We start from the raw sequence: 13,457 nt of genomic DNA, 5'->3' as shown, positions 1-13,457 counted from the left end.
ATGTTTATAAAAGAATTAAGTATGAAGTTAAATAAAATAGTATTGAGTTTTGTAATAGTCGTTGTGGCAGTTTCATGTGCTACAAATCCTTTTACAGGAAAGAAAACAATGGCTTTTGTTGGTAATGATGAATTATTTCCATCTGCTTTTGCACAATACAACCAAGTTTTGACAGAAAATAAAGTGCTTACGGGGACATCAGACGCAGAGATGATTACTAGAGTAGGACAGCGAATAGCAGTTGCTGCAGAGCGTTATTTAACAGCAAATGGTTTTGAGGGTTACTTAGAAGATTACCAATGGGAATATAAGTTGATAGAATCAGAGCAAGTAAACGCTTGGTGTATGCCAGGAGGAAAAATAGCATTCTACACAGGGATTCTTCCTATTGCGGCCAATGAAACAGGCGTTGCAGCTATAATGGGGCACGAGGTAGCACATGCCTTAGCAAATCACGGACAACAACGTATGAGTGCCGCTTATATACAACAAGGGCTATCGGCAGTTGGTAATGTAGCATTATCAAGCGATGATCAAGCTTTGGGTATATTTAATCAATCATTTGGAGTCGTTTCAAATGTTGCAGGAATGTTGCCTTTTAGTAGAGCTCATGAGACTGAAGCAGATAAGATTGGTTTATATTTAATGGGAATTGCAGGTTATAACCCTGAAGAAGCATCAGAATTGTGGGTACGTATGAAAGCTAATAGTGGAGCTTCATCTACGCCTGAGTTTCTTAGTACACACCCAAGTAACGATTCTAGAATTGAAAATTTAAAAGCTTTAGCACCACAAGCTAAAGAAGAAGCAGCTAAATATGGTGTTACATCATTTAGAGCTATAAATTAAGAATTTAATAATATTTGATTACTTTCGAAGCTGCTCAATTTGAGCAGCTTTTTTTATTTTTTGATTTTCTTGATAAAATGATATAACATCTCAACTGAATTTAAGATTTCAGTTTATCAAGTAAACAATTAATTAATGATATAAGATTTATGAATCAACTTCAAAAAGGAAGTAAAAAACTTCTTAATGCTTGGGCTTTTTACGATTGGGCAAATTCAGTTTATACCTTAACGATTGCCTCTTCAATTTTTCCAATATTTTACTCTGCATTATTTGTTTCTCAAGTAGAAAAGAATGTTTCTGCTTTCGGAATGGTTTTTAAAAGTACCGCACTGATCACTTATGTCACAGCATTTACTTTTTTAATTGTAGCGATACTTTCTCCTATTCTTTCAGGTATTGCCGATTATGTTGGAAATAAGAAGACTTTTATGAAATTCTTCTGCTATGTTGGCGGACTTGGTTGTATAGGTTTATATTGGTTTAGTCTCGAAAGTATTCATACGAGCTTATTATTTTATTTTATGGGCTTAATAGGTTATTGGGGAAGCTTAGTTTTTTATAATTCGTATTTGCCAGATATCGCTTTTCCAGAGCAACAAGATCGTATAAGTGCTAAAGGTTTTAGTATGGGGTATTTAGGTAGCGTTTTGCTGTTGGTACTAAACCTAGCAATGGTTATGTATCCTAACTGGTTTGGGTTTGATATAAGTATTTCTAAAACCCTATTAGAAACAGGTACAGAAACAGAAATCACAGATGCTCTACAAACAGCAAAAAATAGTGCATCATTTGCAGCAATGCGTATTTCTTTTATTACTGTGGGTTTATGGTGGATTATTTTTAGTCAATATACATTTTACATACTACCTAAAGGAGTTTCAAAAGGGGGTAAAGTAACAAAAGATGTTGTTTTTAATGGATTGAAAGAATTAAAACAAGTTTGGCTTCAGTTAAATCAAAATTTACGTTTAAAACGTTACTTAGTCGCCTTTTTTGTATTTAGTATGGCTGTTCAAACCATTATGTTAGTTGCTGTGTATTTTGGAGAAGAAGAGATTGCTTGGGGTGATGCTGATGCAAAAACATTCGGACTTATATCTAGTATTTTAATAATACAAGTTGTTGCTATTTTGGGTGCTTTTTTAACATCGCGTGCGTCTACAAAATTTGGAAATATTAAAACACTTATTGTTATTAATTTCTTTTGGATGTTACTTTGCTTTTATGCCTATTTCATGGAAACGCCTTTTCAGTTTTATATAGCAGCAGGTTTTGTTGGTTTAGTAATGGGTGGAGTACAATCTTTGGCGAGATCAACCTATTCTAAATTTTTACCCGAAACAGAAGATACTACTTCGTATTTTAGCTTTTATGATGTCGCTGAGAAGATCGGCATTGTAATAGGTATGGTTATTTTTGCAACTATAGATCAAGTAACAGGAAGCATGAGAAATGCTATATTATTTTTGGTGGTCTTTTTTGTTGCAGGAATAGCGCTTTTATTTAGAGTACCCAAAGCAAAAATATAGTAGAAAAATAGTTTTATAATTATTTGCTTAAAACAAAAAAAGGATAAGTTTTTTTTAACTTATCCTTTTTTTTTATATTGTTGATGAGCACTAATTACTAACACTGCCTGAACCTGTAATTTTAGAGTCGATATTTTCTGGTGTTCCAAAATATTTAACATCACCAGATCCTGCAATTCTAACTTTTAATTCACCACCATTACAGTGTGCTTTTATGTCTGCAGAGCCTGTAATTATAGCTTCAACGTTAGTGCTTCTAAATTCTTTTCCATCAAAATCACCAGATCCTGTAACAATAGTCTTTAAATTCTCAGTGAATCCTTTAAGTTTTATATCACCTGAGCCAGCAATATTGCTCTCTGTAGATTGCGATTCGACATTTAAATTAATATCCCCAGAGCCAGCTAAGTTGACTTTAAATTTATTTGTTTTTATAGTACCAGAGTTTTCAACGTCTCCCGATCCTGAAAGGGAAACAGAATCAAGGTCTTTATAAGATATTGTGATCAATATCGTCTCGCTAGGCTTCAAATTATAACCATCTTTAACCTTAATTATTAGATTTTCATTTTTTACTTCAACAATAATATATTCAGTGAGGTTAGAATCTGCTTTAATTGAAATATGTCCTTCTTTGCCAGTAACAAGCATAAAGTCCATAGAGCCTGAAACATTTATGTTGTCATAAGACTTTGTATCGATGTTCGTTGTGTTAATCTTACCATTTCCTTTAACTTTTTCACCACCTCCCCATTGTGCAGAAACGGGTATAGTATTTAAAAAGAAGATAAATAGTGTAGTTAATTTTAATAGTTTCATAGTTGTCCGTTTTTTTGATTGATTTTTATTTGATGAGATGATTATTGTAATTTAATATTTTGAAAAGTTACACTTCCGTATTCAGAGTTAATGCTAACTGTATTTCCTGAGTTTTGTACTCCGTAATAACCTTCGTATTGTTTTTCGATGTTATCATTTTCTTTCTTAGTAAAATTAAAACCTTCAGATTCTCTTAAGGAAGCAAATTCTAAATCTATATTAAAGTTGAAGTTATATTCAGAATCATGACCAATGGTAATTCCTGTAAAGTCAGATTGAATATTAATATTTTTAGCTTTTGAAGCCATTCTATCTATCTTTATAGAGCCATAATCAGCTTTGATTTTTACATTTTTAAAGACATTGCCTAATCTTAAAGTTAAGTAGTCTCCATTGCCTTCAAGGTTATTAACATTGTCTACTTTTAAAGAACCATAATCACAGTTATAGTTTACGTGCTCTGCAGCTTCTATAATTGATTCTGTGTAATCGGCATTTATATTTAAATATTTAGTTTTAGAGACTGTGAAACCACTATAATCGGCTGTGATTTCCCCACTTTTTATATATTCAAAATAACAGTTACTGCTATAATCAAATCTAATGTCATTATTGTCTGCCATCAATTCTTTAGTTGTTATTTTACCATAGTCACAACTAATTTTAGCAACACCATTTAGGCGATCTAAATTAATAGATCCGTAGTCGTTATTTAAATCTACATGATTAGATATGGGGATTTTAATAACATAATTAATTTCTATTTGTATACTGTTGTTTCTACCCCAATTCCACCAATTACTTTTTGTTTTATTAATAGTGGTTATAGCTGAAACAAGATCTTTACTTGAAGAAAAATCAATATTAATACCATTTATTTTATCTTGAATTTTTTCAGCATCATTACCAGATACTTTTATGGTAATATCGAATTCTATCCTGTTTTCTTCCCAAGTAATAACATCAATGTTTCCAAAGCTATTATTAACTTTTAAAGTGGTATCAGAAGAAACATTAAAAGACTTTTTTATGTGTTTTTCTTTACTAGATTTGACAAAATCTTGATCTGAATTTGCTAGGGCAAAGCTCGGAATTAGAAAAAGTAATAAGGCTATTTTATATAATGTGTTTAGTTTCATTGGTATTTTTTTTAAGTTGTTTTAAAGTATCTACTTGTTCCAAAATAGTATTTAAAATATCTATTCTAGTTTGAAAGTTGGAAATCATCGCATAAATAACACGCTGGTTTTTTCCGCTTTCGGTTAAATCTGTTTTTAATTTTTGGTAATCAGTTTCTAAAAGTTGAATTTGTTTTAAAGCATCATTAATAATTTGTTCTGTCAATGGTGAGCGTTCTTTATTAAGTCGCTTTAATTCATTTTCAATGGTAATCGTGAAAAAGTCCTGTGTTTCGGACATTTCTGGAGATACGCTTGCTAAATCTAAATCTTCAGGCTGTTGTTGCAATGTTGTAAATAGCCCGAAACAAATAACGATAGAAGCGGCAATAGCTAAAAAAGGTTTCCAATTAAAACGAGACTGTTTCTTTACTTTAATTGAAGCAAGATCTTCAGCTTTTAACTTATTTAGAAATCGTTGCTCATGATTACTTTGAGGTATTTGTACATCAAATTCATCTTTTAAGTTTTCAAATAGACGATCTAAGTTATCTTCTTTCATGATGCTTTTAATATTATTTTTTTTCGCAAACTCTCCTTTGCTCTAGATATCATCGTTCTGCAATTGGCAGGAGTAATATCCATGATTTCACAGATTTCTTCATAATCGTAACCCTCAATTAAATGTAGCGATAAGCTTAAATTGTAATTAGGTTTTAGGGTTTTCATAGCGTCTAAAATCAATTTTACTTTATCGTTGTTCTGTTCATTTTTATTAATGCCGTTATCGACTTCAACTTTATAGATGACACTATCTAAATACACTTCGTTTTGTTTTACCGCTTTGTTATAGTACCCAATGCTGTTGTTCACAACAATACGTTTTAACCATGCGCCAAATAAATTGGTGTCTTGTAGCGTGTTCAATTTTGTAAAAGCCGTTAAAAAAGACTCCTGCATAATGTCCTCAGCTATAAAAGAATCTTTTACAATTCTAATGGCTGTGTTATACATGTCTTTATTATATCTGTTGTATATTTCCAATTGTGCACGTTGGTTTCCAGATTGACAAAGCTGTAATAACTGTTCGATATTTTGATTGGTTGATGTCAAAAAAACAATTGCTTTAACTTATAGAGTGTTACTTTTTTAGTATGTTACAGTTATTTTGAAAAAAAGTTTTTAATATTATAAAGGTAATGGCATAACAATTGAAAATATACAAGTGTGAATAACTTTGAATATCTTCTAATGTTTTGGTATTCAGTGTGAAGTTAATTATTAATGCATTTTAAAATCATGTTGTTCTGTTTGTAATAATGACAGAATGACCTAAATATATTTATGGGGAAATCAAATTTTTTAAACTTAGACAATCTGTCATTTCAGGATTTTGATGAGAATTCAGAATTAATTCCATTAATGACGCCTGAAGACGAAGAGTTAATAAACAATGAGTCTTTACCAGAATCTTTACCAATATTACCATTAAGAAATACCGTTTTATTTCCAGGTGTCGTTATTCCGATTACCGCAGGTAGAGATGCATCTATTAAATTAATTAATGATGCTAACAAGGGTGGAAAAGTTATTGGAGTAGTTTCTCAAATCGATGAATCAGTAGAAAACCCAACAGCAAAAGATATTTATAAAACGGGTACTGTTGCACGGATATTAAAGGTTTTAAAAATGCCCGATGGAAATACAACCGTTGTAATTCAAGGTAAAAAACGTTTTGAAATCAATGAAGTCGTTTCCGAAAAACCATATTTAACGGCAACAATTTCAGATATACCAGAAGCAAAACCAGCAAAAGAGAATGAAGAATTTAGAGCCATAATAGACTCTATTAAAGATTTGTCTTTAGATATCATAAAAGAAAGTCCAAACATTCCTTCAGAAGCTAGTTTTGCTATTAAAAATATTGAAAGTGATTCTTTCTTGGTGAATTTTGTGTCTTCTAACATGAACCTTAATGTAGAGGAGAAACAAGAGTTATTAAAGATTAATGATCTAAAGGATCGCGCACTTCAAACATTGAAATTCATGAATCTTGAGTTTCAGAAATTAGAACTTAAAAACGATATTCAATCTAAGGTTCAGAGTGATATGAACCAACAGCAACGTGAGTATTTCTTGCACCAACAAATGAAAACCATTCAGGAAGAATTGGGTGGTGGTGTTTCTTCAGGTGAAGAAATCGAGGATATGAAAAGGCGTGCTAAGAAAAAGAAGTGGGATGATAAAGTAAAGGAGCACTTTGAAAAAGAATTAGCAAAAATGCAACGTATGAATCCTCAGGTGGCTGAGTATTCTATTCAACGTAATTATTTAGACTTGTTTTTAGATTTACCTTGGAATGAGTTTAGCAAGGATAAATTCGACTTAAAACGTGCAGAAAAAATATTGAATCGTGATCATTTCGGACTTGAAGATGTTAAGAAAAGAATCATAGAGTATTTAGCTGTATTGAAACTTCGTAATGATATGAAGTCACCAATTATCTGTCTTTACGGACCTCCAGGTGTTGGTAAAACATCTTTAGGTAAATCTGTAGCTGAAGCTTTAGGTAGAGAATATGTTAGAATTTCATTAGGTGGTTTGCGCGATGAAGCTGAAATCCGTGGTCATAGAAAAACCTATATTGGTGCAATGCCAGGACGAATTATTCAGAGTTTGAAAAAAGCAAAAACTTCGAATCCTGTATTTGTATTAGATGAAATAGATAAACTTTCTACAGGAAGTCAAGGAGATCCATCTTCTGCTATGCTAGAAGTTTTAGATCCTGAGCAAAACAGTGAATTTTACGATAATTTCCTAGAAATGGGTTATGATTTATCTAAAGTAATGTTCATTGCCACCTCTAATAGCATGAATACTATTCAGCCTGCATTAAGAGATCGTATGGAGATCATTAATGTCACAGGTTATACTATTGAAGAAAAAGTTGAAATAGCAAAAAGACATTTATTACCAAAGCAATTAACAGAACATGGTTTAGATAGTTCTGCTCTAAAGATAGCAAAACCACAACTCGAAAAAATAGTAGAAGGTTATACGCGCGAATCTGGTGTAAGAGGCTTAGAAAAACAAATTGCAAAAATGGTGCGTTATGCGGCTAAAAATATTGCAATGGAAGAGGAGTATAACATTAAAATTTCTAATGAAGATGTTATAGAGATATTAGGAAGTCCTAGAATGGAGCGTGATAAGTACGAAAACAATGATGTTGCAGGTGTTGTTACAGGCTTAGCCTGGACAAGCGTTGGTGGTGATATTTTGTTTATAGAATCAATTTTATCTAAAGGCAAGGGAACCTTATCTATTACAGGTAATTTAGGTAAAGTAATGAAAGAGTCTGCAACAATTGCTATGGAATACATTAAAGCAAATGCAGAAGAATTTGGAATAAACCCAGAAGTTTTTAGTAAATACAATGTTCATATTCACGTGCCAGAAGGAGCAACACCAAAAGACGGTCCTAGTGCAGGGGTAACGATGTTAACATCTTTAGTTTCTTTATTTACGCAGCGTAAAGTGAAAAAGAGTTTAGCAATGACAGGTGAAATTACATTGAGAGGTAAAGTATTACCAGTAGGTGGAATTAAAGAAAAAATCTTAGCAGCTAAGCGTGCGCGTATTAAAGAGATTTTACTTTGTGAAGATAACCGAAGGGATATAGAGGAAATTAAGCAAGAATATTTAAAAGGCTTAACATTTCACTATGTAAAAGATATGAGTGATGTTCTAAAACTTGCATTAACAAAACAGAAGGTAGAAAATGCAAAAAAGCTTTAGACTAATTATTATATCATTAATTGGTTTATTGGTCTCTATGCAAGCTACTGGGCAGGATGAATCAAGTTTTCAAGATGTAATATTAGATGGTAAACCAGCATTACTAGATGTTAATACCGGTGAAATTATTTTAGTTAAATTTGAAAATATAGCTTTAGGAGCTCAAATAGATTCTGTACATACGCCATATGTTCCTACTAATAATTTAGAATCATATGATGTTATAGATGCAGATGCCATAGAATATCACACTGTAAAAGAAGGAGAAACTTTGTTAGATTTATCTGAAAAATACGAAGTTTCTCTAAATCAATTAATGCATGCAAATAATCTAAAGACAACGTTAATTGATGTAGGACAAAAGCTTTGGGTAAAAAATTTAGATTCTGAAGGCTATCCTTTAATAGCAACAAAACAAAAAGCAGAATCAGTAAAAGAAAACAAAACAGATTCAAATTTACATGTTGTGAAATCTGGAAATACGTTATATGGTATATCCAGACAGTTTCATTTAAGTATACCAGAACTAAAAAGCTTAAATAATTTGCAATCTAATTTAATACAAGTAGGGCAAAAACTTAAAGTTAAAAGTAACGATAATAAAAACCAGGGTAGTAATAAAACCGTTTATACAGTAAAAGAGGGTGATAATTTATATCGAATTGCTCTACGTAATGGAACAACTATTAAAAGCATTAAATTATTAAACAGACTAACAAATGATGTTATTATAATTGGCCAAAAATTAAAATTAAATTAGAAAATTAAGCTTTTAAAAAATAAAAAAATCATATCCTCGTTTTAAGATAGATTTAGTTATTTTGCAAATCTATGGTTAAACGAGTTTCTACCTTATTACTAATGCTATTGGCATTACCGGCTTTTGCTCAATTGGGTGGAGAAGCGACATATCAATTTTTAAATTTAGTATCCTCTCCAAGACAGGCTGCATTAGGTGGTAAAATTATTACCAACTTTGATCACGATGTAACGGAAGCACTTTACAACCCTGCATCTATTAACTACAAAATGAATAATCAACTTGCTGTAAATTATTCTAGTTACTTAGGAGATATTAGTTACGGAACAGCAGCGTATGCATATACGTGGGATAGACATTTGCAGACGCTTCATATAGGTGTTACCTACGTTAATTACGGATCGTTTGACGGATATGATGTAGACGGGAATTCAACAGGAACTTTTAGCGGTAATGAAACAGCAATTTCAGCGGGCTATAATTATAATATACCTTTTACGGATTTTTATATAGGTACTAACGTTAAGATTATTACTTCTGCTTTAGAGCAATATAATTCTATCGGTGGCGCCTTAGATTTTGGTGCAATGTATATTAATGAAAGATTAGATTTTCATGCCGCCTTAACAGTTAGAAACTTCGGTACACAATTTACCACTTACGCAAGTCAAAAAGAACCGTTACCGTTTGAGGTTAACTTTGGAATGTCGCAAACTTTAGAAAACGTTCCTATACGTTGGCATCTTACTTTAGAGAATTTACAAAAATGGCCAATAGCCGTATCAAACCCAGCAAGAGCAACCACAGATTTAGACGGTAACCAAACTCAAGAAAAAGTGAGCTTTTTAAATGAAGGACTGCGTCATTTAATTTTAGGAGCAGAACTATTTCCTGAGGGAGGATTTAATGTTCGGTTAGGGTATAATTTTAGACGGGCAGAAGAATTACGAATTGTAGATCAGAGAAACTTTTCTGGACTTTCAGTTGGTATTGGAATTAAATTAAATAAAATGCGATTTAGTTATACGCATGCTAGATATTCAGGAGCCTCAAATACAAGTTTCTTTGGGCTTCAAATAGATTTACAATAACATTATGAATAAAATAGTTATCGCCATAGATGGATTTTCATCTACAGGAAAAAGTACGGTTGCAAAACAATTAGCAAAAAAACTGAACTATATTTATGTAGATACAGGTGCAATGTATAGAGCTGTAACTTATTTTGCTTTAGAAAATAATTGTATAGGTGAAGGTTTCTTTAATAAAGAAGATTTAATAGCTAGTTTAGAGCGTATTAAAATTACTTTTAAGTTTAATGAAGCTTTAGGTTTTGCAGAAGTATATTTAAACGATAAAAATATAGAATCAGATATTAGAACACTTAAGGTTTCTCAATATGTTAGTCCTGTGGCAACATTATCTGAAGTGAGAAGCAAGTTGGTAGAGCAGCAGCAGCTCATGGGAAAAGATAAAGGCATTGTAATGGATGGTCGAGATATTGGAACCGTTGTTTTTCCTGAAGCAGAATTAAAAATATTTATGACAGCTTCTGCAGAAACAAGAGCTAAGCGTCGCTACAAAGAATTATTAGAGCGTGGTGATGATTTAACTTATGAAGCGGTGCTTGAAAATGTTACAACAAGAGATCACATAGACTCAACAAGAGAAGATTCTCCATTAGTAAAAGCAGAGGATGCTTTAGAAATCGATAATTCAGAATTAACGATTAAAGAGCAATTAGCTTCTATTCTTGAAATGGCTAATCAAATAATTCTGAAATGAAAAAAACGACTGACCAATTACTAAATGTAATAAGATAAGTCGCTTTCTTTTTTAATGCTTATTCCTTATTATAAGTTAGGAATAATTAATTCTTGACCAGGCTGAATTACATCTGGATTCTTTAAGATGTCAGTATTCGCTTGAAATATTTTTTGATATTTACCAGGCTCACCATAATACTGCTTAGAGATTTTTCCTAAAGTTTCGCCAGACGTTACAGTATGTTTTGCAAAAACAGATTCGTCTTCGACATTAATGTCTGCTACAATATCTGTTGGATTATCACCACCGATTTCTTTAATTTTGTCCCACATTAAGTTTTTTTCGTAAGGTGTTGCAGCTGTACCCCAAACTTTTAGTTTTCCGTCTGCTTCTTCAACTTTACCTTCTTTAATGTTTAATTTTTCTCCTAGGTCAAGAACATCTTGATATTTAGATTTTACCATAATAATATGTTTTAGTTGTTAATATTTAATTTATAAATCGTTGTTATTGTAAAGATACCAAATTATGTGTTAAAATTTAGGACTCTAAGCATCAAATTGATATCTGTAATTATAAGACACAACAATAAAACTAAAGTCACATAAATTAGTGTTTGGTTTTCAGAATAATATATAGTACTTTTGCACTCCTTTTTAGCGAATTAGAGAAAGTAAGAAAAGGGATAGAAAACAAATCTAATAATAACTTCTGTAGATTTTTCGCAAATCTTTCAAAAAATACAGAATACAAATTTTTATTCAGCACACATGTCTGAAAAAGAAACAAACCAAGCTGAAGTTGAAGCAACTGCAGCAACTCAAGTTGAAGCTCCAGTAGTATCTGAAGCTCAAGCAAACCCAGAAAAATTCTTAAAGGAATTCGATTGGCACAATTACGAAGAAGGAATTGAGCAAGTAGCGGATACTAAATTAGAAGAATTTGAAAAATTAGTATCAGAAAATTTCGTTGACACTTTAGATGACGAAGTAGTAGAAGGTACTGTAATTACGATCACAGACCGTGATGCTATTATTGATATTAACGCAAAGTCTGAAGGTGTAATTTCACTTAACGAATTCCGTTACAATCCTAACTTAGCTGTAGGTGATAAAGTAGAAGTATTAATTGATGTTCGTGAAGATGCAACTGGTCAATTAGTATTATCGCACAGAAAAGCGCGTGTTATTAAAGCATGGGAACGTGTAAATAACGCACATGATACTGGCGAAATCGTAAACGGTTTTGTAAAATGTAGAACTAAAGGTGGTATGATCGTTGACGTATTTGGTATAGAAGCATTCTTGCCAGGTTCTCAAATTGATGTGAAGCCTATTAGAGATTACGATCAGTATGTAAACAAAACTATGGAATTTAAAGTTGTGAAAATCAACCACGAATTCAAGAATATAGTTGTTTCTCATAAAGCGTTAATCGAAGCTGATATTGAAGAACAAAAGAAAGAAATCATTGGTCAACTAGAAAAAGGACAAGTATTAGAAGGTATTGTAAAAAATATTACTTCTTATGGTGTGTTTATCGATTTAGGTGGTGTAGATGGTTTAGTTCATATTACAGATTTATCTTGGTCTCGTATCAACCATCCAAATGAGATTGTTGAGTTAGATCAAAAATTAAATGTTGTAATCCTTGATTTTGATGAAAACAAATCAAGAATCCAATTAGGTCTTAAACAATTATCTAAGCATCCTTGGGAAGCTTTAGGTGAAACTGTAAAAGTTGGAGATAAAGTAAAAGGTAAAGTTGTTGTAATCGCTGATTACGGTGCTTTTGTTGAAGTAGAAGAAGGTGTAGAAGGATTAGTTCACGTAAGTGAAATGTCTTGGTCAACACATTTACGTTCAGCTCAAGATTTCGTATCTGTAGGAGATGAAATCGATGCTGTTATCTTAACTTTAGATAGAGAAGACAGAAAAATGTCTCTTGGTATTAAGCAATTAACACCAGATCCATGGACTGACATCACTACTAAATACCCAGTAGATTCTAAGCATACAGGTATTGTACGTAACTTTACAAACTTTGGTGTTTTTGTTGAATTAGAAGAAGGAATTGACGGATTAATTTATATCTCTGATTTATCTTGGACTAAGAAAATTAAGCATCCATCTGAGTTCTGTAACGTAGGTGATACTTTAGAAGTAGTTGTATTAGAGTTAGACGTAGAAGGACGTAAATTATCTTTAGGTCATAAACAAACTACAGACAACCCTTGGGACAAGTACGAAACTGAGTTCGCTTTAGGTACTGTACATAAAGCAGCTATCACTGAAATGGTAGACAAAGGAGCAACAATTGATTTTAACGAAGATATCGTTGCATTTGTACCAGCACGTCATTTAGAAAAAGAAGATGGTTCTAAAGTTGTTAAAGGTGAAGAGATCGAATTTAAGATCATTGAATTTAATAAAGAATTCAAACGTGTAGTAGCATCTCATACTGCTGTATTTAGAGAAGAAGAAGCTAAAATCGTTAAGCAAGCTGTTAAAAAACAGGAAGCTCAAGCGGCAGAAGCTAAACCTACTTTAGGTGACGCAAACGATGCTTTACAAGCACTTAAAGATAAAATGGACGGGAAGAAATAATTTCCTTAAATTTTAAATAATTTAAAGCCTCTCAATTTTTTGAGAGGCTTTTTTTTTATCCATATTATATTCGTTAGGTGTTTGTTATTTAAGCTTTGTAAATTATATCTTAATAAATATTTACGTCATATGGATTATTTTACTTTTAGTGAAGTTATTATAAAGGTCCGTACATAATTCAATCATTTAATTTAGGTAAATTATATAA

At 31.9% G+C, this 13,457-nt stretch carries 12 protein-coding genes; 7 read left to right on the top strand and 5 right to left on the bottom strand.

The annotated features are described in order from the left end of the window. Positions 1-21: 21 nt before the first annotated feature. Both HM985_RS15350 and HM985_RS15345 read left to right on the top strand, forming a co-directional pair. On the top strand, positions 22-849 hold the full coding sequence (locus tag HM985_RS15350) for a M48 family metallopeptidase (RefSeq protein ID WP_179377100.1): 828 nt from the start codon (positions 22-24) through the stop codon (positions 847-849). 149 nt (positions 850-998) lie between these two features. Continuing rightward, the gene (locus HM985_RS15345; RefSeq protein WP_179377099.1) at positions 999-2,381 is read left to right on the top strand and encodes an MFS transporter; all 1,383 of its coding nucleotides are present in this window, start codon (positions 999-1,001) and stop codon (positions 2,379-2,381) included. Positions 2,382-2,471: 90 nt separating this feature from the next. On the opposite strand, the gene HM985_RS15340 is transcribed toward HM985_RS15345, so the two are convergent. Genes HM985_RS15340 through HM985_RS15325 form a run of 4 tightly spaced genes read right to left on the bottom strand, consistent with a single transcriptional unit; the run spans position 2,472 to position 5,431 of the window. Further along, positions 2,472-3,200, bottom strand: coding sequence for a head GIN domain-containing protein (locus tag HM985_RS15340; RefSeq protein WP_179377098.1), 729 nt, complete (start codon positions 3,198-3,200; stop codon positions 2,472-2,474). 41 nt (positions 3,201-3,241) lie between these two features. Further along, entirely contained in the window at positions 3,242-4,339 is a 1,098-nt protein-coding gene (locus HM985_RS15335; RefSeq protein ID WP_179377097.1) for a hypothetical protein, read from the bottom strand. Continuing rightward, a complete protein-coding gene (locus HM985_RS15330) occupies positions 4,317-4,880 on the bottom strand; it encodes a hypothetical protein (protein WP_179377096.1) in 564 nt (187 codons plus the stop codon). Before HM985_RS15330 ends, HM985_RS15335 begins: the two co-directional genes overlap by 23 nt. Then, positions 4,877-5,431, bottom strand: coding sequence for an RNA polymerase sigma factor (locus HM985_RS15325; RefSeq protein ID WP_179377095.1), 555 nt, complete (start codon positions 5,429-5,431; stop codon positions 4,877-4,879). Before HM985_RS15325 ends, HM985_RS15330 begins: the two co-directional genes overlap by 4 nt. 231 nt (positions 5,432-5,662) lie before the next feature. Here HM985_RS15325 and lon point away from each other — a divergent pair, with 231 nt between their 5' ends. The 4 genes from lon to cmk all read left to right on the top strand — a co-directional run bounded on the left by lon (position 5,663) and on the right by cmk (position 10,661). Continuing rightward, entirely contained in the window at positions 5,663-8,116 is a 2,454-nt protein-coding gene (lon, locus tag HM985_RS15320; protein WP_179377094.1) for an endopeptidase La, read from the top strand. Then, a complete protein-coding gene (locus HM985_RS15315) occupies positions 8,100-8,876 on the top strand; it encodes a LysM peptidoglycan-binding domain-containing protein (RefSeq protein ID WP_179377093.1) in 777 nt (258 codons plus the stop codon). Before lon ends, HM985_RS15315 begins: the two co-directional genes overlap by 17 nt. Before the next feature lie 71 nt (positions 8,877-8,947). After that, complete coding sequence (gene porQ / locus HM985_RS15310) at positions 8,948-9,967, top strand: type IX secretion system protein PorQ (RefSeq protein WP_179377092.1); 1,020 nt, start codon at positions 8,948-8,950, stop codon at positions 9,965-9,967. Between the two features lie 4 nt (positions 9,968-9,971). Then, on the top strand, positions 9,972-10,661 hold the full coding sequence (cmk, locus tag HM985_RS15305) for a (d)CMP kinase (RefSeq protein ID WP_179377091.1): 690 nt from the start codon (positions 9,972-9,974) through the stop codon (positions 10,659-10,661). A 68-nt stretch (positions 10,662-10,729) separates the two neighbouring features. Here cmk and HM985_RS15300 read toward each other — a convergent pair whose 3' ends face one another. Further along, positions 10,730-11,107: a LysM peptidoglycan-binding domain-containing protein gene (locus HM985_RS15300; RefSeq protein ID WP_179377090.1), complete on the bottom strand. Its 378-nt coding sequence runs from the start codon at positions 11,105-11,107 to the stop codon at positions 10,730-10,732. A 306-nt stretch (positions 11,108-11,413) separates the two neighbouring features. Between HM985_RS15300 and rpsA the strand changes: the two genes are divergently transcribed. Further along, the gene (rpsA, locus tag HM985_RS15295; protein WP_179377089.1) at positions 11,414-13,249 is read left to right on the top strand and encodes a 30S ribosomal protein S1; all 1,836 of its coding nucleotides are present in this window, start codon (positions 11,414-11,416) and stop codon (positions 13,247-13,249) included. Positions 13,250-13,457 lie beyond the last annotated feature (208 nt).

The organism is Winogradskyella wichelsiae (assembly GCF_013403925.1).
In the GTDB taxonomy this organism is placed as follows: domain Bacteria; phylum Bacteroidota; class Bacteroidia; order Flavobacteriales; family Flavobacteriaceae; genus Winogradskyella; species Winogradskyella wichelsiae.
The sequence above is the reverse complement of the archived record's forward strand: the minus strand, read 5'-3'. Positions and strand labels throughout refer to the sequence as shown.